The sequence below is a fragment of the Sphingobium sp. TomMM15 genome, from assembly GCF_055397045.1.
In genome coordinates, this window is sequence record NZ_AP027315.1 from 368,602 (window position 1) to 394,011 (window position 25,410).

Annotated in this window: 13 protein-coding genes; 5 read left to right on the forward strand and 8 right to left on the reverse strand. The window is 65.7% G+C overall.

The features are described from left to right. Window position 1: 1 nt before the first annotated feature. The 5 genes from ACZ51H_RS14490 (at window position 2) to ACZ51H_RS14510 (ending at window position 4,637) form a co-directional block, all read left to right on the forward strand. The gene (locus tag ACZ51H_RS14490) at window positions 2-214 is read left to right on the forward strand and encodes a hypothetical protein (protein WP_464803410.1); all 213 of its coding nucleotides are present in this window, start codon (window positions 2-4) and stop codon (window positions 212-214) included. Further along, window positions 214-1,089 (forward strand): hypothetical protein, encoded by an 876-nt coding sequence (locus ACZ51H_RS14495; protein WP_464803411.1) that lies wholly within the window; start codon window positions 214-216, stop codon window positions 1,087-1,089. Before ACZ51H_RS14490 ends, ACZ51H_RS14495 begins: the two co-directional genes overlap by 1 nt. A 5-nt stretch (window positions 1,090-1,094) precedes the next feature. Next, window positions 1,095-2,888 carry a cytochrome c3 family protein gene (locus ACZ51H_RS14500; RefSeq protein WP_464803412.1) on the forward strand — a complete coding sequence of 598 codons (1,794 nt, stop codon included), beginning with the start codon at window positions 1,095-1,097 and terminating at the stop codon, window positions 2,886-2,888. Window positions 2,889-2,904: 16 nt separating this feature from the next. Then, on the forward strand, window positions 2,905-3,753 hold the full coding sequence (locus ACZ51H_RS14505; RefSeq protein WP_464773245.1) for a phosphodiesterase: 849 nt from the start codon (window positions 2,905-2,907) through the stop codon (window positions 3,751-3,753). 311 nt (window positions 3,754-4,064) lie between these two features. After that, on the forward strand, window positions 4,065-4,637 hold the full coding sequence (locus ACZ51H_RS14510) for a hypothetical protein (RefSeq protein ID WP_464773244.1): 573 nt from the start codon (window positions 4,065-4,067) through the stop codon (window positions 4,635-4,637). Window positions 4,638-5,048: 411 nt separating this feature from the next. Here ACZ51H_RS14510 and ACZ51H_RS14515 read toward each other — a convergent pair whose 3' ends face one another. The 8 genes from ACZ51H_RS14515 to ACZ51H_RS14550 all read right to left on the reverse strand — a co-directional run bounded on the left by ACZ51H_RS14515 (window position 5,049) and on the right by ACZ51H_RS14550 (window position 25,405). Next, window positions 5,049-9,017 (reverse strand): LVIVD repeat-containing protein, encoded by a 3,969-nt coding sequence (locus ACZ51H_RS14515; RefSeq protein WP_464803413.1) that lies wholly within the window; start codon window positions 9,015-9,017, stop codon window positions 5,049-5,051. Next, window positions 9,017-10,855 (reverse strand): hypothetical protein, encoded by a 1,839-nt coding sequence (locus tag ACZ51H_RS14520; RefSeq protein WP_464803414.1) that lies wholly within the window; start codon window positions 10,853-10,855, stop codon window positions 9,017-9,019. Before ACZ51H_RS14520 ends, ACZ51H_RS14515 begins: the two co-directional genes overlap by 1 nt. A gap of 2 nt (window positions 10,856-10,857) precedes the next feature. Next, window positions 10,858-12,780 carry a heme-binding protein gene (locus ACZ51H_RS14525; RefSeq protein ID WP_464803486.1) on the reverse strand — a complete coding sequence of 641 codons (1,923 nt, stop codon included), beginning with the start codon at window positions 12,778-12,780 and terminating at the stop codon, window positions 10,858-10,860. Window positions 12,781-12,827: 47 nt separating this feature from the next. Next, window positions 12,828-14,156 carry a multiheme c-type cytochrome gene (locus ACZ51H_RS14530; protein WP_464803487.1) on the reverse strand — a complete coding sequence of 443 codons (1,329 nt, stop codon included), beginning with the start codon at window positions 14,154-14,156 and terminating at the stop codon, window positions 12,828-12,830. A 144-nt stretch (window positions 14,157-14,300) separates the two neighbouring features. Then, complete coding sequence (locus ACZ51H_RS14535) at window positions 14,301-20,759, reverse strand: histidine kinase (protein WP_464803415.1); 6,459 nt, start codon at window positions 20,757-20,759, stop codon at window positions 14,301-14,303. Then, window positions 20,759-22,516, reverse strand: a complete 1,758-nt coding sequence (locus ACZ51H_RS14540) for a ShlB/FhaC/HecB family hemolysin secretion/activation protein (RefSeq protein WP_464803416.1) — start codon at window positions 22,514-22,516, stop codon at window positions 20,759-20,761. The genes ACZ51H_RS14535 and ACZ51H_RS14540 overlap by 1 nt, the downstream gene beginning before the upstream one ends. Before the next feature lie 143 nt (window positions 22,517-22,659). Next, a complete protein-coding gene (locus ACZ51H_RS14545; protein WP_464803417.1) occupies window positions 22,660-23,376 on the reverse strand; it encodes a hypothetical protein in 717 nt (238 codons plus the stop codon). Further along, the gene (locus ACZ51H_RS14550; RefSeq protein ID WP_464803418.1) at window positions 23,363-25,405 is read right to left on the reverse strand and encodes a CHASE2 domain-containing protein; all 2,043 of its coding nucleotides are present in this window, start codon (window positions 25,403-25,405) and stop codon (window positions 23,363-23,365) included. The genes ACZ51H_RS14545 and ACZ51H_RS14550 overlap by 14 nt, the downstream gene beginning before the upstream one ends. Window positions 25,406-25,410 lie beyond the last annotated feature (5 nt).

A 25,410-nucleotide genomic window follows, 5' to 3' on the forward strand; every position in this document is an offset into this window, starting at 1 on the left:
CATGGCTATCTCTGCCTACATCATTTCCGTCATCCCGCCGCAGTCGGGGATCGATTTCCCAGCTAATGGCAATCCCCTATCTCCGTTCGCCCTGAGCTTGTCGAAGGGCTTCACTTTTCTTCAAGAGAGTAAGGGGCTTCGACGACCTCAGCCCGAACGGATGAGAGCTAATTTCGATACGATCATGCTCCACACCAAAGCGAACGCCCTCTGATGGCCACACGCGCTACCTCTACCCGCCGCGCCAAGGGCGAAACCCTCCATGACGGCTTCCTGCGCCACGCCAATTTCCGCTGGCTGAAGATCGCTTGCCTTCTCTGCCTGCTCGTCATCGCCAGCTATCTGATGATCGACGTCACGCCCCATCATAATGGCGGCAGCTGGTACGGCTATACGCTGGGCACGATCGGCGTCGGCCTCATTCTCTGGCTCACCCTGCTGGGCCTGCGGAAGCGCGCCATGACGCGCGGCCGCTGGTCGCTCAAGGCATGGACGAGCGCCCATGTCTATCTGGGCCTCAGCCTCGTCGTCATCGGCACGCTGCACACCGGTTTCCAGCTTGGCTGGAACGTCCACACCCTCGCCTATGTGCTGATGATGCTGGTGATCCTTTCCGGTCTGTTCGGCATCATCGTCTATGCGACCCTGCCCACCGCGCTCAGCAACAACCGGGCGGAAATGACGCAGGTGCAGATGCTGGAGGCGATCCGCGCCATCGACCGCCAGTTGCACGACGCCGCCCAGCCCCTGCCCCACGAACAAGCCAGCCTCGTCCGCCAGTCCCTTAATGACGATCCCTTCGGCGGCAGCCTGATCGCGCGTCTTTCGGGCCGCTACCCACGCTGCGCCACCGCCGCCGCGCAAGCGTCGCTCCGCCATTGGACCGGCGACCATCCGGATACGGGTAAGGAGCCGCTGGAAAAGGTCGATGCCCTGCTCGAACGCAAGCAGGCGATGCTCGCCCGCCTCCGCCGCCACCTGCGGCTAAAGGCGCTGCTGGAAATCTGGCTCTACGTCCATGTGCCCGCCACCTTCGCCCTGCTGGCCGCGCTGACCGCGCACATCGTCAGCGTCTTTTTCTACTGGTAAGCGCCATGAGCTTCACAGTCCGCCAGATCAGCCTCACCGCAGACGGCCGCGAGATCGTCCGCAGCGCGACGCTCGCAAAGCCGCAGCTCACGCTGGGCCGCGCCTCCACCAACGACATCCACCTCCCCGACCTCGCGCTCGAACCCGATCACGCCCGCATCGAGCAGATCGACGCCCGCACCATCCGCGTCCGCGCCACCGGCACCCTCGGCTTCGACATTGAAGGCCGCACCACCCGCTCGGCCGAAATCGACACCACCAAAGGCGCAGAACTGCGCTTCGGCGGCCACCGCATCACCGTCAGCGCAGAGGACGGCGCCACCATCCTCGCCATCCGCCGCGTCGATGCCGTCTCGCAAGCGTCGGAGGAAAAGGAGGAGGCCCGCGTCTTCTCCCTCGCCCGCCTCGCCCCGCCCAAGCGCCTGACCGCATGGGGCCTCGTGCTGGCGATCCTCATCGGCTTCCTGGCGATCCCGATCTACAGCTACGCCACCCGTCCGGCCCACGACACGCGCAACATCTACAGCGTGAAGGGCGATGGCGCATGGTCATCCGGCCCGTTGAGCCAGGCGCACCATGCCCTCGAAGGCAAATGCGAGACCTGTCACCAAAAGGCGTTCGTGTCCGTCCGCGATACCGCCTGCCAGACCTGCCACAAGTCGGTCCACGACCACGCCCCCGCCGCCCGCATCGCCATGGCGCGCGCGGAGCCGGGCATTGGCGGCAAATTCCTGAACCTCGTCGCCTCCACCTTTGGCAAGCCGCCCGAAGGTGCCTGCGTCGATTGCCACCGCGAACATGAAGGCGCAGGGCCGATGCAGCCCACGCCCCAAGCCTTCTGCACCGACTGCCACGGCAGCCTCAAGGATCGGCTCAAGGACAGCAAGCTCGCCAACGCCAGCGACTTCGGCACCGCCCACCCGCAATTCACCGCCCTCGTCCAATATAATCCGGGCAAGCACCCCAGCTTCACCCGCGCCTCCCTCGACGCCAAACCGATGGACGACAGCGGCCTGAAATTCCCGCACGACGTCCACCTGTCAAAGACCGGCGTCGCCCGCATGGCCCGCACGCTGGGCGCGCAATCGGGCTATGGCGACGCGCTCGCTTGCAAGGATTGCCACCGGCCGACCGCCGACGGCGTGCGCTTCCTGCCCGTCGACATGGAGCGTGATTGCCAATCCTGCCACAGCCTCGCCTTCGAGACGATCGGCGGCACCGTCCGCACCCTGCGCCACGGCCAGCCCGATCAGGTGATAGCGGACCTTCGCGCCTATTACCGCTCCACCGCACCCGCCCAGCCCCTGTCGCTCGGCGGCATGGCCCGCCGCCGCCCTGGCGACTATGCGCAGGGCCGCGTCTATCACGCTTATTTCGGCGCGGCAGCCGCTCGCCCCTCCCGCGCCGACGACGCCATCCGCGCGGTCTTTTCCAAGGGCGGGGCCTGCTATGACTGCCACATCGTCACCGGGGGCGGGACGAGCTGGCAAGTCGCGCCCGTCAACCAGCCCATGCGCTACATGATGAAGGGCTGGTTCGATCATAAGGCGCACGCGACCGAGAGTTGCGAAAGCTGCCACGCGGCGCCCAAAAGCCATGACGCGCGCCAATTGCTGCTGCCCGGCATCGACAGCTGCCGCACCTGTCATGGCGGTGAAAAGGCGAAGGCCGATGTGCCGTCCGGCTGCGCCATGTGCCACAGCTATCATGTCGGCGACGGCGCGCCATGGACGCCCGCCGATCGCGCGGTCAGACGGGATCAGGCGGACAGGCCACGGCGTGCCGGCCGCGACGGGTAAGGGGGAGCTAAAGACCATGCTGATCGCCCAGATCACCGACATTCATCTCGGCTTTGACCCCGGCAATCCGGCGGAGCTTAACCGCCAGCGGCTCGATCAGGTGCTGCGCGCTTTGATCGACGGCCCCAACCGCCCGGACCTGCTGCTCGCGACCGGCGATCTGACCGAGCGGGGCGACACCGAAAGCTACCGCGCCCTCGCGGAAGCCTTTGCCCAATGCCCCTTCCCGGTCTGGCCCGCCATGGGCAATCATGACGACCGCGCCAATTTCGCGCAGCATTTCCCGCACATCCCGCGGCAGGACGGATTCGTACACTATGTCATCGCGCTGGAAAACCGCCGCATCCTGATCCTCGACACGCTGGAGCCCGGCCGCCACGGGGGCGCCTTCTGCGAAGCCCGCGCGGAGTGGCTAACGGCTCGTCTCGACGAGGATGCCGAAACGCCCACCCTCATCGTCCTGCATCATCCCCCGGTCGAAGCTGGGATCGAATGGATGAACACCCACCCGGACGAACCCTGGGTCCAGCGTTTCGCCGCCGCAATCGCAAACCGCCCCAACATCGCCGCACTCCTCTGCGGCCACCTTCACCGCACCATAACCGCGCCGTGGCAGGGCACGACCGTTGCGATCTGCTCCTCAACCGCCCCGCAACTGGCGCTGGACCTTCGGCCAATGGACCCGGACGCCCCGGACAACCGGCCGATGATCATCTCCGACGCGCCCGCCTATGCGCTTCACCGCTGGACGGAGCATGGCCTTGTCACGCATTTCGAAACGGCGGGCGATCAGGCGATGCTGGCAAAGTTCGACGCGAGCATGCAGCCGCTGGTCCGCATGCTGATGGATGAACGTCCGGCGTGACGGCGGCGTCCGCCAGAATCTGAGCAAGGCCGCTGCGCCCAACCGGATGGGGAGGGCGTGAGGAATGGACGCCCCTTGGGGCGCCATCACTTGTACAAGATGACGGGCTGGATGAGGGCCGTGTCGATCCGCATGACCTTTGGAGTTAGGGCGGATTGCGGACTTTCTCCCCTCCCGCAGGCGGGAGGGGTCGGGGGTGGGCTTAAGTAACATTCGCCTTGCTTTGCAGCGGCTCGCCGACTCCCTCCGCCACCCTTTCCACGTGCGGAGGGGCATGTCCTGATGGGGTGGCTAGTGGGCTGTCTGCTTGTATGCCGCACCTGTTGGAAAGCAGACGAGTTATCGTCTACGCTATTCCTATGAAACGTACTCCGGTTCTCGCGTCGGCAATCATCTTGCTCCTGCTGTGGGATGGGCTGGCACCAGTTAGGGCAGAACCGGCCAACGCCGAACACACGTTCCACACGCTCCCGCTGAGGTTGGCACAACCACAATGGCGACCACTGACTGGGCAACAAATAACGGCGATGATTTCAGACCGCACCATAGTCATCGATACGACATACGAACCCTATCCCGGCGCAAAGGTGAATGCGATGTTCCGGGGCGGATGTCCGCCATATGAAACATTCTTCGCAGACGGGCGCTGGCAGATGGGAATGTGTCAACGAGCTTACCGCGTTTATGAGGGTCGCTGGATTACGGAAGCGTTTCGCGGTGGGGAAAGATTATGCGTTGACGCAATCGACCGTCCAAAGGAATGCCGGTTCGTCTGGCAAGGATCGACCGCCGACCAGATTGTTATGGCACTCGCGACACGGGCCGAGGTGAATGAATTGAACGAGGATTACAGCCCCTACAGGCTGACAAAAAGCCGGGAATAGGTGTCCCAGCTATGTCTGTTTCTGGTGCAAGCGCAGTTGGTTCTCAATGGCCACTAATGGTCATCAACAGCCGCTCTGCCTGTCATCTCCTCCGAAGGCCAAACATTGAAACCCTCTCGCCCTACTCCATCGTCCCCATCGCAATTCGCGCCCGAAGCATGATAGGCTCACGCGCTGCCGTCGTCGGCGCCACGATCGGCGGCAGCAGGAGACCAGCCAATGGCCCGGAACGACGACGATCTGTCAGCGCTCGATGTGCTCATTGTCACCGCGCTTATCGGCCTCACCCTGGGCGTGGGCTGGAAACTGTGGGGATCGCTCTTTAGCTCATAGGTGCCGTAAGCGATGTGGCGGTTCGCCAGGCTAACGCACAGATCATGCAGCCGATGGCAAACGCGACCCACATCCCCCTCACCGCAGCAAAGGCGGTCGCCAGCTCTTCATGTCCACTTCATCGCTGACCTTGTACGGCACGCCCTTCGACGTCAGGAATAGCCGCTCCATCTCCGTCCGGGTGAAGGGCCGCGATCCCAGTCGTCCGAATACGGCGATCTGCCCGCCCGTCTCATCCACCGCCCGATCGCGATCCAGCCCCTTGGATAGCGCCACCGCAGGGGTGGGCGTACGCGCCCAGGCGATCAGTTCGGGCTTGGGCGCGGGGGAGAAGCCGTAGAAATTGGGCTGGCTCGCCGGGCTGGTCAGCTGGATCACCTTCATGCCGTTCCGGCCGTCCGCGACGTAGGCGAAGAGGGAGGCGTTGGTAGTGCCGACGATGACATCCTCCACGTCGGTCATCTGTCCGCCGAACGTCTCCCTGGCATAGAGGCTGGGCTTCAAGGGATTGGTGATGTTGACGATCGCCAAGCCCTCGGCCTTCGCCGCGACATAGGCATAGGTGCGCGCCAGATAGATGCGGCGCGCATCCTTCAGCGGCACGGTCGCGGATGGCACGGCCACCGGATCGGTGAGCTTCGTCACGTCGAACAGTTTCAGCCCTTCGGCGTCGGTGACCCAGAGGTAGCGGAACTGGATCGCGCTCGCCCGTGCATCCTTGAGCGGGCGGACGGCGGCGAGGCGCGGGTGCAGCGGATCGGCAAGGTCCACGACCACCAAGCCCACGTCAGCGGTGATATAGGCGATTTGCCCGGCGAGCTGGATATGTCGCGCGCCGTTCAGCACGCCATCGGGGTTCCACGTCACCGCCCGCTTCAGGAAATTGTTGCGGAACTCGCCATCGGCCAAGGTCTCGATATTGACCATGATCAGCCCCTCGACGCTGTCCGTCACCGCCGCATAGCTGTAGATCGGCAGGAAGGGCTGTTCCTGGTTGATCTCGCGCAGTTCCTTGGTGCTGCGCAGCGGGTTGATCGGCTGATTGGTCGGCAGCGCCATGCAGGTCGCATTCTTCGACGCCACGCCCGTATTGTGGCCGAGTTTCGAGAACGGCCCGCTCACGATCGGCTCGGAAAAGCCCTTGTTCGCGATCGACGCGACGTCATAGACGCGGAAGCCGCCCTTCCCTTCCGCCACATACATATATTCGCCGCGCAGTTGCAGGCATCCGACGCGATCGGCGGTGCCCTTCACGACATTGCGGAATTCCTCGATCGGCTGCGTCTCGCCCGACGCCTTTTTGTCAAAGAATTTGCCCCGGACCCAGTTTTTCAGCTCGCGGCCATTCTGCTCGACATGCAGCTTCCAATAGTCGGGATAGGCATATTTTTGCAGATAGCTGCCAATTACCGCCTGCGGTTCGTCCCATTCGGTGACGCGGATTGCCTCGAACCCGCCTTCGAGGCCGGTCCAGGCATTGAGGCCGACGAAGTTCACGAAGTTCGTGCCGAGCAACATCAGCTGCGACATGATCGCATTGTTATCGTCCTTCGCCGACAGGTGGCAGTCGGAGCAGGTCTTCGTCTCGGTTTTCCGCACCGTATGCGGGAAATGCGGCGCAAAGGCTTGGCTTGAAAAGCCGATGCCCGATACCGGCGGCTGCTGGATATAGATGCGCTCGCGGTTGATGTTGGTCGAGGACAGCACCAGCGCGGACGTCGACCGGACAGGCGCCGTCTCGTTCCCCTTGGTCGTCATATGCTTGCCAAGCTGGAACATCTCGTCGCGCGCGACCTGCGGGTTGTAGGTGGCGAAGTTGCGCGTCTCCTCCCCATCATAATGGTGGAGTGAGGTTTTCCAGTTCGCCTCGATCGGCAGATGGCAGCCGCCGCAACTCGTGGTCCAGCTCAAATGACAGGTGAAGCAGGCCATGGAGTCATCGCCATGCGCGCGATCTGCCTTCGCCACGCCGGGACCGAATGCGAAGCTGCCATCCTCCGCGCCCGACTTGCTCATCAGCTTGGCGCGCGCCGCCTTGGCGTTGAAGTGCGGATTGGCGGGATCGACGCTGTCCTTCACCAGCGACACTTCCCATTCGAGGTTGGGATCGACGATCGATCGCTGGATCAGCTTGCGCCGCCCGCTCGCATCGTAAAACCATTCGAACCGCCGCTTGCCGTCCGGGTTGCGCAGCAGCGCCAGGTTCGTGCCCTTTGGCGGGGCGGCCGGTCCCGAGGTCAGCAGCGTTGGATAGGCATCCGCCGTGCCGTGGCAATCCTTGCACCCGATCTCGATCGCGTTTGCCACCTCGCCATAGATGAAGCCGTTGCCATGGCTGTCCTGCGCGAAATGGCAGTCGGCGCATTGCAGGCCCTTTTCGGCGTGGATGTCCATGAGGTGGACGGACTTGCCCGGATTGGTGCCGGGCTGGACGAACTTGCCCTCGCCTTTCTTCCGCCACTTCTCCGGATCGTCGTTCGACACGACCTTGCCGTCCGCATCGAGCAGATTGCCCTCACGGTCGCGCTTGAACACGCCGCGGAAGTTCCAGCCATGGCCATGATAGTCGGCGAACTGCGTGTCCTTCGCCTTGTCATTGAGGTCATAGACGTTGCGCAGGAAATCGAGGTCTGCCCATTTGCCCTTCGGCCCCGCCCCTTCCGGGTTCCGCTCCAGCGTCTTGTGAACCTCTGCCGCGTCCGGATATTTCTGCTTCTCCGGCCACATCAGCGCCGCGTCGGATTCATAGTCCCACATGGTGTAGCCGAGATAGCTGTTCAGGAAGATATTGGGCTGGTGCATGTGGCAATTCATGCACTGCGCGGTGGGGATGGCACGGGTGAAGGCGTGGCGGATCGGATGCCCGCTTTCCTTGACCGCGCCGATGGGATGATCGGGCGTTTTGTCATGGGCACCCTTCAGCGCGCCATGTTCCATCTTCCCCGCAATCGTCGGATCGACCGTAGCCGTCTGCCCATCCCGCCCATATTGCGCATAGGTCAGGCTGTGGCGCGGCTCGCGGTCATTGGCGTAGACGACATGGCAGCCCGAGCAGCCCGAATGGCGATAATCGCCCGGCTGATCATTAGTCCCCATGAACCACATATAGGGGTCATTGAGGCGCGTCTTGTGCAGGTTAAGCACCGGGATCGCGACGCGCAGGCCCGTTCCCGGCCCCCGGCTTGATTGCTTCAGGTCCGGCCGCCCCGGTTCCTCCAGCCGCTGGATGGCGCCGGTGGGATTGGGCAAGCCAATCTCCGCAAACTGCGTGGAGATATTGCGGCCGCCGCGCTCGAACACGCGGAACACGTCGCCGGGCGGCGTCACCTGCCAGTTGGGTAGCGGATAGAGTTCGGCCAGCGCGCCGCGCGCCTTCTGCTCGGCCGTCAGCGTGCCGGGGGGCGAACCGGGCGAGACGATCTTCGCGGGCTTGCCATCCTTGGTATAAGCCTCGCCAAAGATGTAATTCTTGTACGGCACGATGCCGTTATTATAAGCCGCGCCGCCCCACAGCATCGCGCCCGACGCCATCAGGGACCGCTCCGCCGCCTCGATCGTCTGCATATGGCAGGAGCCACAAGCCTCCCGCGCCACGCGATAGTCGCTGGGGTTCACGAAGCGCACAAATTCGGACGCTTCGCGGTTGAGCAACGTATAGGTCCGCTTCGGGTTCGCCGAGGACGGATAATGCCAGCTTCCCGGATAGCGCGGCAGCACATGCGCCTTGTCGCGCGCCGCTACATAGGCGGGATCTTCGAAGCCATGGGCAGGATCGCCGCGCACCGTTGCGTCGCCGCCGTGGCAATCGACGCAGCCCAGCATTACGGCCGGGGTTGCGTGCATCGACGGTTCGTCGGTCTTGGTGTGGCAGCTATAGCAGCCATCCGACTTGGCCGCGACCTGATCGGCGGTCTGGCTCATCGGCGCGGCGGGTGTCTTGGCGTAAATCCGCTCGACCGGCTTTTCCGCGTCCGAGGCGTGGAGGATGACAACCGGCACCGTCATCGCGGCCAGGATCAACAACAAAAAGGCGATGAACGGCCGCATCAATAACTCAGGATCAGGTTGCCGAGCACCGAATAATAATTCCGGTTGCGCTCGCTATTAGTGAAAAGGTCGCGGAAGCCCGCGCCCGGCAGCAGGGTCGCGCCGGACAGCCGGAACACGATATTCTGCGTCGCCTTCGGCCGCCAGATAGCCGCGGTGGACAGGTCCCAGCCGATCGATTTGGGAATGCTCCCCTCGTTGCGCAGAGCCTGCAATGTCGCGGTATTCTGGAACCACAGATGATTGGCATTGGCCGACAGCCGCAGTTCCGGCAGCACGTCGAAATCCGCGCCTGCGCCCAGCAGCATCGTGCCGGGATTGTTGAAGTTCGACTGGCCCTGCTCCTTCGAGGACCGCAGCGAGTTCAATATGCCGTTGCGGCCGTTGATCCCGATGACGCGGCCGCCGCCTGCAAAGGGGATGGTCTGCCTGATCCAGTAACTCGTATCAGCGCCCGCGAAGATCGGGTTCTCGAAAATCGCATCGAACCCATTTTCGCGATTGTCGTAGGGATCGCCGTCGCCGCTCGCATAGAGGCCTGACAGCCGGAAGCGCATCCAGTCCTTGTCGATGCTCGCCTCGGCAGCGGCGAAGAATGCCCTGATCTGCGCAGGGTCCGAGGTGAAGAAGCTGTTCCGATCCTCCCCCAGCGCGCCGTAAACGGACGCCGTCAGGTTGATCCGACCGATCCGCCCATCGGCATTATAGCCCAGATAAACGACATCATAATCCCGCCCGCGCAGGTCGCCGAGCAGGGCGGGCCGCACCGGAAAGCCATTGTCATCGACCTCGATCCGTCCGGCTTCGCGATTCATATTATAGACGGCGGTGATCTGGCTGGTGAGGCCGGGGATCAGGAAATCCTGACGGTAGAGATTGGCGAGGAATACCCAGTCGCGGCGCGGCGACTGCACGACGGAGTTCAGGCCGCTGTTCGTATCCTTTTCCAGCCGCCAAAAGGCCGCGAGGTTGAACTGGAAACGGTTATTGTCGCGGTTGCCGAACAGCCGAATGCCCAGTTGCTGGTCGTTGAACAGGAAACCGCGAAAATCCGACTGGAACGGCTGAATGCCGACGCGGATCGAGCGGAAGTCATAACGATCCGACGTGTTCGCCAGATGGTAATCGATGAAGGCTTCCTGCACCCCCAGAAAATGGTCGGTCCGGTGGCTCGGCTTCGATGGCTCGACGAACAGCACCCGTCGCTCGGGCACGTTCACATGATTGATATTATAGGCCAGCGTCAGCCGATATTCGATCTCCGGCGGCTTGAACGCGGTCGATCCTTTGATCAATGCCACCCCGCCGATGAAGGTCTGGCTCAGCACATAGCTGGCATCCTTGCCGAACACATTAATGCTGCCCGGCCGCTCGGTCGTCTGGACGCCGACGGGAATGGGAAAGGTGCGCGGTTCGATCACCGTGTCGCTCACCGCATTGGCGACGAAGAACCAGTCGTCGCCCTTGATCGGCAGCCACTTCACCTTCTCTCGGTCGATCGGCCGGTCGCCCTTCAACGTGTTCTGCCCATAGGGATCGAACCAGCGTTCCTTGACCACGCCCAGCGATTCAATCAGCCGCCAGCGATCCGGGATGGGCACCTGATCGACCGGAAAAGCCTCAGGCGGCGGCGCGCGCACGGCCCCCGCATTATCCTGAGTCACTGCTTCGGGCAGCGGTGCCTCATATCCCGGCCGCCGCCTGCCCTCGATCGACTGGTCATCGGCACCCACTTCGGGCGCGTTCAAAATCTCTTCCCAATTATCGGGCGGAGGAGGCGGCACGGGTTCGCCCGGCTGCGCCAGCGCAAAGAGCGGCAGGAAAGCGGCAAGCCCCATCGCTACAGGCCCTGACACACATTTTGCGACCCGCTGTCGAGGAACGGCGCAAAGGGACAGTTCACATAACGCAGCCGCACCGACGCATTGCCAAGGTCCACGACAATCTGATCCGCCCGGATCGCGGCGGGCGCATTGCCGATGCCGCCGCCCCGCTGCCCGCCATTATGCGCGCCCAGGAAGCTGATCATGTCATCCTGATCAATGCCGTCGCCCGACACGCCGATCGCCCCCACCAGCACGCCACCGCGATAGATGGGCACGGAGCCGGGGAAAATCTGAACGCCGTTCTGGATGCGATTGCCCGCGCCCACGCCGGTCACAGCCGAACAACGCTGCGGCGTATCGGTCGCACTCGCGCCCGTCACAAAGCTAAGATGCGCGGCCAGATCGCCCACCACCAGCGCCGACTGCAGCCCGGTCGAGAAGGGATTGAACTGCGCGATCGGGCGGGAGAAAGGCCCATTGGGCCGCCCCACCTCACCATCGGGGAAATAGGGGCGTGACAGATTGCCGTTTGCCCGATCGGTAAACGCATGCGTCCCCGTCAACGCTGCCGGATCATTAAGGAAAGTCCGCGCCTTCCCCACGAACGCCGCAACATCCGCACTGCTGCTCGCCAGCAAATCCGGCCCAGCATGAGCGCCCGAGAAGAAAGCCGCCGTGCGCGCCTTCTGCAAGCTCACATCGGTGCCGAAGATCGGCGCATCGGGCGACCGTACGATACCCAGCGCCGCGCCCCGCGTATCCACCACGCTGATCGTCACCTGTGCCCGGCTGTCGAGCGGCTGCCTGATCTGCGCCCGTGCCCGGCTCATGATGGTGAAGGCTTCCTCCAGCACCGCCGTCACCTCTGGGGCGGTCAGCGGCTGCGCGACATCCCCGGCATCGGTCGCCGCCCGGATCGGGAAGCGGTTATTCCCCGACCCGTCCGTCAGCACGAAGGCGTCGCGATTAGAAAATTCCGCCGCCCTTGAAGCGCGCACGCCCGAAAGCTCGCTGCCATAGGCAACGCCCGCCAGCACCATCGGCGCAGGATCGCCATAATAGCCACGCACCGCCACCAGCGACCCGGCGCTGCCGTTGATCGCCGCAAAACTCGCGCCCCCGCTCGCCATCAACCCCGCATAGGCCGCATCCGAATAGCGCAGCGACGTCCCGTCCACGAAGATGCGGTTGGCACGGATGCTGTCGGGCGCTTCAAAGCCCAGCGTCCCGGCCAGCGCGATATATTCCTCGGGATCATTGTCCGTGTCGGTGACATTCGCGTCGGACCCATAGACCCCGTCCGCCATCACCCCGACGCCGCCGACGACAACGCCATTCTTGTAAAGCGGAAAGCCGCCCGGATCAGCCGCCAGCCCCAGCGGCGACCGCTTCGGCCCGATCATCGCTTGTGAACCCGACGACATGTAGCGCGCCGACAGGTCCGAACAGGGCAGCTGGCTGAACTGCACGCCGAACAGCGGCCCGCTCTCCAGCCCCACCGTCCCCGGCGCGGGCGGGAAATGCTCCTGCACGATCATGCTCGCCGTGCGCGTCGAAAAGGCATTGCCCCCGCTCGACAGATAAGCTCCCGTGATCGCCTTGCTGATCGCGCCAGCCTCGGCCGGGACGGTCAGATTCTGCGCGTCGATATTCTGCCCGTTAGGCGCCGCGCTGGTCGTTGCGCTCGCCCGCGCGCCGTTCATGCGGAATACGGCCAGCACGTTGCCGACTCGGTCTGTAACCGCAATGACCGCTGGCAGGCTCCGCGCCTGCGCCTCAGCGGTCGCATGCGCTAAGACATTCTCCACATCGGCGACGGTTAGCGCCTCCTGCGCCGGATCGGCATAGAGGCGCGTCGGCGTGGGCGTCGGGGTCGGGGTGGGCGACCCGCCGCTTCCGCCACTGCTGCCGCCGCCACCGCCGCAGGACGCCAGCATCAACGCCGACAGCGCCGCGAACGCGCTCAATCTGTGCCGCAATCCGCTCACCGCAATGCTCCGATACTGCGCGCCGCGCTGCCCAACGCGCTGCGGAAGGCGGCGGGTTGATAGCTGTTGGGCTCCTTGACCGCTGCATAGGCCCGGTTGACGTCGGCCCGGATGCCTGCCGCCGCGCCCACGGTCACGCGGCCCGACTTCACCATGCTGTTCAGCAGCGTGTCGATCGCCATTACCGCCTGCACCGACCCTTCATAATCGGTGAAGCGCGGGCTGATCGCGCCGCCCGCGATCTCACTGACGATGGCGAACGCCATGTCGCCATTCGTCCGCGCCCCCGCAAAGCCATTGGCCAGCGCCCCGGCGCTCGCCGCCAGCTTGCCTGCCGCCGCGACCGCCGAACCCCGGTCCCGCGCGATGGCGGCATGGAACGCCCTGCTGTCCGCATCGAACCGAGCAGCCGCGCCGGGCACGATCACCTTCGCCGCCGCCGACAGCATGATCATATTCTCGTCATTGAAGGGCGGCATCCCCGCCGGGATCGGCCGTCCGGGGTTCGCTTCCCACGTCTTGCTGCGCTCCGCCTGGTCATAAATGCGCCGGTGGCAGCTCTGGCAGTCGAAGAAATAGAATTCCGGGAAAGCCCCTTCCGTCCCCTTCGCGCCCGCATAGAGGGTCAGTGCGCGCTGCACCGCCATCGCCTGACCCACCGCCCAGAATTTCAGACCGTCGGTCCGCCCCTTGCGTCGCGCATAGTCGGCATCCTCGTCATGATGCGCCTGCATCGAGGAGAAAAGGTCGAGTTCAAACGAGACGCGGGGATGCCCCGCCGCCATCATGCGGTGATCGACGAACTGCCCCGGCCGGTCGCTCCCAAAATGGCAATCGAGACACACCGCAGCCCGCGCCTGTGGCCGATCCAGCGGGATCATCCCCGCCGCCACATTGGACGCATGGCTCGCTCCCACCCCATAGTGCGACGCGATCCAGCCGCCCGCCGCGCCGTGGCACGCTTCGCACCCGACGCCATCGCTAGCCAGCACCCGCGCGCCCGTTGCCGCCGCCGGAGTCGAATGGCACCCAAGACAAGCGGGGGCCGCCGCCGCATCGCCCAAGCCCAGCGTCGCCGCGATCTGCCGCCCGCGCGTACCGCTCAGCACCGCGAAGGCGCGACTATGCGCGCCGCCGGGGCTCGAAGGCTCCTGCCAGCGCATCAGCTCATCCTGGCGCACGACCTTGCCGTCGCCTTCCATCCGCCCGTGACAGGTAGAACCCGCGCAGGAGGCAACGCCGGTAAAGCCGCGCGTCACCGGCGCCGCGTCAGCCGCCCCCCGACCGCCCCCCGGCAAGGCGCACAGCAGCAGCACGAGCAGCATCGCCGCGCCCAGCACTACCATGCCAGCCGCCCGCCTGCTCACTCCGTAGCTCCTGAAGCCGCCCATTCACACGCCCCCTTGCGCGCGACCGCTCTAGCCGCGTCCGCGCTACCCTTTCAATCCCGTTTCGCTTGATCTTTCCGCTTATTGCGCACCGCAGGCCTGCTCGCCCGGCCCGCCGCATGGGCGATCCCACAGATCCTCATTCCCGGCGCCCGTCACCGGCTCGTCGATCAAGGGGGGAAAGCCCTCCGTCACCACGTCGTGCAACGCGATCAGCGCCGTCGGGATGCTGCGCGACACCGCCACCGTGGGATCGAGCAAGCCATCGAACGTGTCCCGGCTGTCGAAGCTCAACGCCGTGCAAGACCCGAAGATGAAGCAGCCGTTGACCTTCGATCCGGCAGCATAGCCTCCATCGATCGCCACCAGCGGGATCGTGTCGAGCCCGGTCGCAAAGCCCCCGCCAGCCAGCGCCAACCGCCCGTTTATCGCGATCTGGGGACTTCCGTTCCCACTGCTGATGATCAGGCTGTTGGCGGTAAAGCCGCGCCGGTCGGCAAAGCTGGTCGACAGCCCGCTATTCTGGATGAAGATGCCGTCGGTCGCGGCCAGACGGACCGTCCCCGCCTGCAACATCCCCGCGTCCAGCGCCAGCCCATCATTCTGCCCAAGCCGCAAATCCCGCGCCGTCACCGAATCCGCCGCCCGGACATCAGCAATCGCCTCCGCCGTCGCGACATAGATGGACGGCGCGTCAAGCGTCAGCACGCCGCCCAGCCCGCCATTGCCGTCACTGATCGCGATGGAGCCAAGACCCGCGATCACCTCCAGCGCGTCTACCGCCGTCAGCGTCAGCCCGCCATCGCCCGTCCGCCCGGTCATCGCCACCGCGCCCTGCACACGCAACAGCCCGGCCGCGCCAATGCTCATCACGCCGCCGCCCGGAAGCACATTGGTCCCGATCGTCAGGTCGCGCACGGCCACATCCCCCGCGCCCGCGATCGCAATGCCGCCTGCCGATACACGGCCCAGCTCCGCCGCCGACAGGCTGTAGCCCGCCGTCGCATCGCCACCGCCAATGAACGCCTGCGCACCCGAGGCATCGAAGCGCAACAGTCCCACCGCGCTCACTTGCCCATTGGCTAAAATCGCGATGTCGCCAGAACCGATCGTCACCGCCTGGCCGCTGACCCGGCCGTTCACTGCCACCAGCCCTGCGGCATTCAACAGCACATCGCCACTCGCCACGGCATTGGCGATCGCCATCCCGCCGCTCGACCCCAGGCTGATATTCCGGCCCAACGCCGTGATCGCACCCTGCGCCAGCAGGTCGTTCACCACCAGGTCACCGGCTCCCGCATCCAACGCCGCAGCTCCACCCGAAGCCAGAGCCTGCGCGCTGATCCCCGATCCGTTCAGGGCCAGCGAGCCGCCCGCCACCGCATTGCCGATGGTCAGCGCACCGCCGGAGGTCATGGAGATGCCACCCGCCGCCTGCGCATCGGTAATGTTCAGTCCGCCAATCGACCGCAGCAGCAGATCACCCGTCCGCGCCGTCATCACGGCGCCGCTGATGCTACCCGCGTCGATGTCGATTGCCCCGGCAAGCACCTGCCCGCCAAATTGCGCCACCGCCCCGCGCTGCTGCAATAGGCCGCCAATGTCACTGCCGCCCAGTTGCAGGCTGCCGTTCACGATCAGGTCGCCACTGGTAACCGCATTGCCGATCTGCAAACCACCCGTCGCGGTCAGCGTCTGGCTGTCCGCATTCAAGGTGCCGATGTTGATCCGTGCCGCCGACAGACTCCCGCTGCCAGCGCCGATCGTCAGCGCGCCGCCGATCACAAAGTCACCACCGATCGCGATGCCCGATCCGCCCAGCGCATTGCCGCTCGCGTCCGCCATGTCGAGCAGCCCGGCCGATGACAGGTTGCCCAGCGTGATGCTGCCCGCGCCACCCAGCCCGATCGCCACCCGGCCGCCGGACAGCAGGTCGCCGCCCGCGCCATCGATGCTGCCCTGCGCAAACAGCCGCAGGTCGCCTCCAGCCGTCAGCGCGCTGCCGCCTGACAGGGCGATGTCGCCACCGCGCGCCAGCATCGTCAGCAATCCCGCCGAACGCAGCGATGCGCCCGTCGCGCTGATGCCGCCCGGCGTGTCGAGGGCAATGCTGGCCGCCGACAGGCTGTCCGTGCCTGCCGCCCGTCCAGTATGGCTGAACGCGATGCTCGTGCCCGAATAGCCGGTCAGCGCGCCCGTCACCGCCAGCGCGCCGCCGCCGTTGAAAGCAAAGGACAGCGGCCCTTCCGTCAGGAAATCGGCCGCGCCATCGACCTGCACCACATTGCCCGACGCGGCAAAGCTGATGCCGGTGAAGCCCGGCACCACATTGCCCGACGCATGCAAAGTCATCGGCCCGGCCACGCGCAGGCCGCCGCCCGCCGCGCTGCTGCTGTCGGTAAAGCTGATCCGGCCGCCCGCATCGCCATTGGCGGTCATCGCCAGTGAAGCCAGCTGCCGCTGCACACCCGCGCCCAGCGCGACGCCGCCGCCGTTGGTGAGGGAAGCCGTCCCGCCACTCGTCAGGCCGTCGATCCCGCCCGTGCCAGCCAGTCCCGCCGCGCCGTCAGCGACGATGGAAAGCGGCCCCAGCAGGAAATCGCCATCGCTCGCTTCGAAGGAGGCGACACCGCCCGTGCCCGCTCCACCATTGCCGCCCGCGCCATCGGCCAGCGCCGGGTCGCTCGCAACGCCGCCATTGGCGCCCGCGCCGCCCTGACCAACCGCCGTGATGCTGTAGGCGGGCAGCGTCGAAAAGCTGTTGCTTACACGCAATTTTCCGCCGTCGATCCGCAACGTGGCCGACCCGCCAGCCGCATCACCGCCCGAACCGCCTGCGCCACCGGCAAGTCCGTCAATCCCGGCCGAACCCGCACCGCCGGTCGCATCACCGCTCAACACCAGTCCCGCGCCAGTGACCGCGCTCGCCCCGGCGTTCACCGCGAACAGCGCCGTCCCGCCCTGCGCGTCACCGCCATCCGCGCCTGCCAGCCCAAGCCCGCTCTGGAATGCGCCAGTGCCGCCCGCGCCGCCCAGTGCTTCTGCCAGAACGCCGATGTCGCCCGCGTCGAGAGAGGTCGATGCGCCGGTCAGCCCCAGCGTCGCCGTGCCGCCAAAGGCATCGCCGCCCCGGCCCGCCGCTCCGCTGAACGCCATCCCGCCAGCACCGCCAAAGCCGGAAGCCGAAACGCGCAACTCGCCGCTGACGCTGGTCGCGCCAAAACCGATGTTGAGCGCCGCGATGCCGCCCGTTCCGGTCCCGCCCGCGCCACTGCTGGCGCTATCCGCGCCCGCGCTGCCAAAGCCGTCGGCGCTGACGATCAGGCTGGCAAAAGCAGGATCCACGTCGATCAGCATATCCGCCGTGCCGCCCTGGCCCGATCCGCCCGCGCCGCCCTGACCGGGTCCATAGGCATAGATGGGCTGGTCGTTGATATCGAAACCGCTGATGTAGCCGTTATTGCCCGCCAAGCCGCCCTGCCCTTCGGCCGACACGGTCAGTGCGCCGATCGCATGGCCTTCGCTCAGATAAGCGACACGCGCCGTCCCGCCCGTGCCGTTGCCCGCCGCGCCACCCGCCGCATCGCTGCTGTTATTGCCGCCAGCGCCCCCGACGCCCGCCGCCGACACAAGCAGCGACGGCGCTGTCAGCGCCCCGCTCGCCAGCGTCAATTCCGCCGTGCCGCCAGTGCCATTGCCGCCTGCGCCTGCTATGTAAAAGCCGCCCGATCCATCGGAACCGGCCAGGCCGCCTGCGCCGCCATAGCCCAGCGCCCCGATGCTCAGGTCCTCAGTGACGATGATCTGGCCGGTGCCGCCAGCGCCCATGAGCAAGCGAGCGGTGCCGCCGAAACCCGCGCCGCCATCCGCGCCGTTGGGGCCGTTATAATTATAACCGGCAAACGGATCGCCGCCGCCGCCCACGCCATTTGCCGCGATATGGATGGCATCGGCGTTCAGAACGCCGCCGCGCGATTCCAATATGGCCGTGCCGCCGGTGCCCGATCCCGCCAGGCTCGATACGTCGTCAATGGCGTTCGCCGCTACCGCCTCGCCACCGACGCCCTCCGCGCCCAATTCCAGATTGGCGATGTTGGCGGTGCCGCCGGTCATCAGGAACTGGACCGAGCCGCCCTGCCCGCTGCCCGCCTGAAACGGCGTGACGCCGTCGCCACATGACGGGCAGTTGACGGAGGAAGACCCGCCCTGTCCATTGGCGCTCGCAAACAGGCTAGCCGCGTCGAAACTGCCGCCCGCGACCAGGAAATTCACCGAGCCGCCAGTGCCGTTCCCGCCATCGCCCTCGTTAAAGGCCGAACCTCCCGAACTGAACGTAGAGCCGCCGAAACTCGACTCGGCCATCAAGCCGAACGATCCTTCCGTCGAAGCGCCATCTGCCGAAGCATAGAGGGTGCCGAAACGCATCACCGCGTTTCCTGCTGCACCGGCCCGGCTCTCCACCGCTATGCTGCCGCCCAACCCGTCGCCGCCTCGGCCCGCTACGCCATCGGAATATTCCGTGCCGCCGCCAACGCCTTTCGCCTGCAAATACAGACTGCCATCCGCCACAAAGCTCGCGTCGGTCGCATGGATCAGGATCGACCCGCCCGTGCCATTCGCCCCGTTCGCACCATAGCCGCCCCGGCCATCTGCGGTGACGTTGCAATAAAAGGTGCAATCGGCCGCGAAACTGCCGCGCAGCCCGTTTGCGGCACTTGCCGACAGGGTAATGCTGCCCCCCGTGCCGGTCCCCGCCACCCCGCTGGCATCGCCGCCGGTCGCGCTGGCATATATGTCGAAATAGCCGGTCGTGATGCCGCCACCCGCCGCAGAGACGTCGATCGTCCCGGCTGTCGCGTTGCCGCCTGTGACAGGTGGGGAGGAATAGCTATATTCGACCCCGGCGGTCGCACTCAACGTCATGGTGCCAAAATCGATCGCGCCTGCCAGCGCGCCACTTGGCCCGGCTGCGGTTCGTGCCGATACGGTGATGGCGCCGCCCGTCGCATTGCCTGCGCTGTCGCTGCCGGCCCCCGCCGTCGCATTGGCATAAGCGGACAGGCTAGCCGCGCTGATCGAACCGCCTGCCGCGATGACGTTGATCGCACCACCCGTGGCGTCGCCTCCAGCCAGTACCGGAAAGTTAATGCCTCCCAAGCCATAGGCGCTGGCGTCCAACTCCATCGCCCCGGTAACGTCGATCTGCCCATTGCCTGTTGGCAAGGCGCTGCCGCCAAAGGTCAGGACGTCGATCGTCCCGCCCGTGCCGCCAATCCCGGCGGTCAGGTTCATGTCGCCGCCAACGCTGATGCTGCCGCCCTGATCGGCGCGCACGGTGATCGCCTCACCCGCCTTCAGGTCCATGGTGCCGGTTGCCGCTATGGCTCCCGCAGTTCCCGATTGCAGCGTGATCGCCCGCTCCGCCGTCAGGTTGAGGTTCGCGAAGTTCGCGGCAGCGCTTGGCTGAATGGCGATATTGCCGGTCGCCTGCCCCGTCACATCCGGTTGCCAGGTCCCGCCGCCGATGCTGACGCTCGCCTCGCCGGTGCCGGTCACGTTGTGCGCGCCGATTGCGCCGTTCGCTACATCATATCCGGCGGCCAGCACCACCGCGCTACCCGACTGGACCGCGCTTGCCGCCGCGTCGTAGCCGACATTGCCGGACAGCAGCATGGTCAACGCCTGATTCTTCGGCATCGCAACCATGAAGACATGTTGCGCATCGGTGACCGTCGCGCCCGGCCGCTCCGTGCTGCCCGTATGCACCACGCCATTGGCGTCGGTCGTGCCCGCGCTGATGCTGATGTCGAACAGGCCACCGTTGATCCTGATATCCGCAGCCTCCGCACCGACATAGGCAGCCGCGCCATTGACGGTCACCGTGCCGCCCTGCACCACGCGCGGCGCTACCAGCGCGACATAGCTGCCGCTCGATAGCGCGTTGATCTGCGCGCCCGGTTTCACTTCGACCGATGTCAGGACGTTGGTGGGACCGCGAAAACGGATCTCGCCCCCGCTCCCGTAGAGCCCGCCGGTCGTGTCGATGTCATTGCTGGTCAGCACCAGCGACCCGACATTGAACAAGGCATTAGGACCAGCCACGATCCCGCCCGGCGCGTAGAACCATATCTTGCCGCCCGTGCTGCCGTTGATCTGGCTCTGCACCGTGCCGTTCAGTTCAATCACTCGCGAAACCGACACCCCGCTGCCATTGACGGGCAGGATTCGGTTCAGCACCGTGAAGTCACTGAAACCACTGAAGACGACAGTGTTATTCTGGGGCAGGAAGTCGATCGGGCCAGTGCCGCTCGTATCGTCAGGCGTCCAGTCGATGATCGCCTCAGACGAATTCAACGAGATGGTGTCGGTCCCGGCGGACGATCCTTGCGAAACAAAGGCATCGCCTGATTGTACCGAATAGCTGCCCTGAAAAGCCTTGTTGACCTGCGCCACGCCAGCGCCGCAGCCAACCGCGAGCGCTACGGCGCTGGAGCGGCCCAACAGGGTCAAAAGCCAGGATTTGCTACGCTTTGCCGACATTAACGCCTCCACGGCAGAATTCGAGTGCTAACCGACAACAGCAACCGCGTGTCGCCCCGCTCCGTCTGCAACCCCGCGCGCCGCAGCGGCGTTGCCAGCGTCACGTCGATCCGCGCATGATTGGACCAGGTCGCCCGCACCCCGCCACCTGCCGAATAGAGCTTTTGCGGATCAAGCCCGGCAAAGACGCTGCTTTGGTGCCACATCCATGCCGCGTCGAAGAAAAGGAAAGGCTGCACCGCGATCGCGCCCGGACCCTTCGGGGTGATCCGCCCGTAGCGGACCTCCGCCCCGAACCCGACGCCGCTGTCCCCCGTCAGCGTACCCGGATCATAGCCGCGCCCGACCGTATAATTGCCCGCGCTCATCTGTTCATAGGACAGCAGCGGGTCCGGGCTATATTGTGCGCGGGGCGACAGCGCGAAGGTCAGCTTCGGGGTGGGGCGATATTCCGCCTGCACCCCTGCCCTCACCAGAAAAGCGGAGGCGTCTCCGTCCAACTGCCCCGTCGGAATGCAGGCCGCCTGATTGCCGCAAGGCTCGCTCGCCCCCAGCCCGGCGAGCCCGTGGCGCAGCTCCAGATTACCGCCGATCCGCCATTTAGGTTCGTTCGCCGAATAGCCGGTCGTACTGCCCAGGCTGTCGGCATCAATCGCCTCTCCCTCCAGCCGAAGAAACAGCATCCGCAGCCGGTCACGCGACAAGGGCAGAGAGCCGATGCGAAGGTCCTGATCGACCACGTCCAGCCCGCCACTCGCCAACAGCGTGTGCACCTGCCGCCGCACCAGGGGGTAGGAGAGCGCGGCCGAGGCGATCATCGTTTTGGACGACAGGTCCAGCCCGTCGATGTCCGGCTTGCTCCAGGCATAGGTGAAGTCGCCGGACAGCCGCAGCCCGTCGCTCCCCAACGCCATGCTGTGCCCGACCTGCAATACCGTCTGCTCGCTCGGTTGCACGGTGTTGAAAATGCTGAGGACTGTGCTGTCCCCCATCCCGGTCAGATCGTTGAAGCGCACCCGCGCGAGGCCGCCGAAGCGGCCCACCGCGTTGCTGCCAAGGTTCTGGACATTGACGTCCATTTCCACCCGGCGACGCACCACCTGCACTTCGCCGATGACCTCGCCTGGCGCCGTCCCGGCGGGCCGCAGCGCCAGCCGCACGTCATAGCCCGGCAGATCGCGCGCCAGCAGCAGGTGCCGTTCCGCCTCATGCACGTTGAACAACGGCTGCCCCTTGAGCGCTTCCATATGCGCGGCAATCAGCCGTTCGCTCCGGCCCGCGTCGCCCCGCACCTCGATAGCGACCAGCCGCGCCATCAATATGTCGAAACGGACGGTGCCGCCTTTCTCAATGCGCTGCGGCGGGACCTGCACCGCCGCCAGATAGCCCAGCTGCCGCAGCGCCGTCGCGGCCCGGTCGCGGACTTCGCACAGGCTGGCGATCGGCACATCCCGCCCGGCCAGATCGCCCCAGCTGTCCTTCAAGACGGCCGCGTCCACGCCGCGAAGACCGTCAAACTGCACATCGGCAAAGTTCACGGTGACATTGGCAAAGCGCGGATCGGCCAAGGGGCAAGGCGCCCGCTCCACGCCGCCTTCGACGGTCAAACGGCTTCCTTCGCCCGCGACGTCGGCGGCCTGCTGCCCCGGGGACAGTTCTTCTCGCGTCGGCGCGCGCGGCGCGACCTGCGCCATTGCGGGCATTGGCGCCAAGGCGGTCAGTGCCAACGCCATCCGCCAATGCGCACGCCCCGTCATGCGGGATGTTGCTGCCCCCTGAAACCCCATAGTCGTCTCATTCCCCCAAAGTGCGACGGGAGCGGCCATATGGCCTGTCGTCCCTGTCGCTGCGACCGTCCGGGGAAGGCGATCTGCCCGCCGCCCGTCGGCTTATCAAGTCCCTAGCGTGCCGCCGTATCGATCAACAGATCAAGCTGCGCCTGGCATCCATGCGCAATCAGCGCCGATGCCATGTTGTCGATCCCGCCAGCGGGCGCCCCCAGCAGCGTGAAGCGAATGTCGGTGGAACGCCCATCGGCATCCACCCGATAGGTTGCGCCATCCTTGACGGGGAGCGCTGCGGGCCATGCCGCCATTGCCTCTCCGGCGCTGAAGCTGGCCGTACCCTGCGCGCCGCCGCCGCTGATGCGGACGGTTGCCGATGTTTTGGCATCGGCACGCCACAGGCGCACGGCGGCGGGATCGGACACGCATAGCGGCCCCGGCTGCGCAACATCGACCAGCCACAGATTGGGCCGCTTCGCTACCGCTGACGCATCCCCCAAGGCACCGCGCACGGCCCCGGTGCGTGCCCGGCGAACCCTTTTCGTATCGAGCAGCGCCGCCATGGTCACATTGGAAGCAGGCACTGTCGCCGCCGCCGTCACGTTGAAACGACCCGGCCCGCGCAGCGTTCGCGTGCCCTTCGCATCGAGCAACGTCACAACGTCCCCCGCCTTGAGCAGAAGTGCCCCGCCATCGGCCAGCTTCTTGCCCGGCGCATAGCTGCCCGCCGAGGGTCCCGAAGACCGCACCACCAGGCTGTCGGCCCATGCAGGCGTCCCAGCGCCCACGGCCACCGCCATCCCGAGCGCCACCACCCCCTTAGCCCAGACCATAAGTTCCTCCGTCCCCAATATATTCATAGCGATACACCAGATTGGCGAGAGCCGCATCATCCGGATGCTCCTGCGCCACTGCCTTGAGCTCGGCCAGCCCTGTCGCCCGCTTCTCCGCATCTTCGGTGTCGAAGGCGGCAAGCGCGGCGCTCAGCCGAGCGCGATCGGCGGTCGCGAAATTCGGCGCTGGTTCAAACAGGTCGACGGGCGTCGACCGACCGCGAAGGCGGACTCGGCCCATCGGCCGCCACCAGTCGAGGCCCGACCGCTCCATTGCTTCTCGCGAAACCAGCACTGAGCTTTCCAGCGCCTTGTTCGCCGCTTCCAGCCGCGCCGCCGTGTTCATGCTGTCGCCCAGAGCCGTATATTGAATGCGCCCTTCGCCGCCGAAATTCCCGACGATCGCATCACCATGATGCAGCCCCACTCGCGTTCGACCGATCGGCGGGACGCCGGGCGGCAGATCTTGCCGGAACGCCTCCCCCGCCTGCCACATGGCATAAGCCGCGAGTGCGGCGTTGCGCCCGTCATCCTCTCGCGCGATCGGCGCGCCCCAGAATGCGACGACCGCATCGCCGACGAATTTGTCGATGGTCCCGCCATGGGCGAGGACGACGTCGCTCAACATGTCGAGGTAACGGTTCAGCAACTGCGCGACCATTTCCGGCGCGATCGCGTGGCTCAGTTTGGTGAAGCCTTCCAGATCGGTGAAGAGGGTGAAGATGGGTCGCTTTTCGCCATGCAGCGCCAGCTTCTCTGGCTCGGCCAATATCTGCGCGGCGATGTCGCGGGGAAGATATTTTCCCAGCGCCGCCTGCGCAAAGCGGCGCTGCTGCGAATTCACCGCCCGCGCCGCCGCGCTGACGGCCGTAAAGGTGACGACCCAGCCCAGCGCCCACCCGGCGGCGGGCAGCCCCTTGGTGTCCCAGCCGCTCGCCTGCAACCAAAGCGGCAAGCCCGCTATGGCCACGGCTTGAAGTCCAAGTGCGGGCACCAGCCAGAACCAACGCAAATCCGCGAGGCTGGTCAGCGCTGCGGCCAGTATGATCAGCGCCGCCGCGATCCACAATGCCCAACCTGGCACCGCAGGCAACAGAGCGCGATCGAGCAGTTGCGCAAGCATCGTGGCATGCACTTCCAGACCGATCATCGTGGACTTCGCCTGCCGTCCGGACAGCGGTGTTTCGAACTGATCGATATCGACGATGTCACCGCCGATCAGCACATGTCGGCCCCGCACCATCGGCGCCAGAGCAGCAGCCATGGAGGGATCGGCGAGCAGGTCGATCTGAAGGCTCGGGATTACGGGTTCTTCCGATCCGTCCGCCTGCGCGTTCGGCATGCGAAAACGGATAGCGCCGCCATAATGCGCAAAGGGTGCCGACGGGTGCATCGCCAGCGACAGCAGCGGTGGCTGGCCCGGCACTGGCTTTGGCCAGCTGCGCGCGACATTGTCGGAATCCGTTTCCAACCGGATGCTCGCGGGCCTGACCCTGGAGGTCCGCGCCTCAGCGATGAACCGGTCCAGATATTGCTGCTGTTCGAAGATGATCTGTTCGCGGTTATCGCCGAAATTGGCATAGCCGAGCCAGACCGGCGTGCGCATCGCATGCAGCGCCGACAATAGCTGCGCGTCTTCATCCTGCGGCTGATCGAACAATATATCGATGCCGATGGAGGTTGCGCCCATCGCGTCCAGATTGCGCAGCGCCCGCGCCAAAAGACCGCGGTCCAGTGGTGAGCGTTTGCGCGTGGCGATCAATGTCTGATCGTCATAGACGACCATCAGGATGCGCTTGTCCTGCTCGACACGGGGCGCGAAAGTGGCCGCGCGCCAATCATACAGGCCACGCTCCGCGTCGGCGGTCGGTATCTCCCGCTCTGAACCGGCGGCGCCCAATGGCTTGGTCCAGTTCCACCCCGCGACGAACAACGCCAGCAGCAATAACAGCGCCGTCCCGGCAAGCCGCCATCGCCCCGCGTCCTGCATCACGCGCGCGCCCCGGCGCAACAGGCCTTGCGCCGCCATCGGGA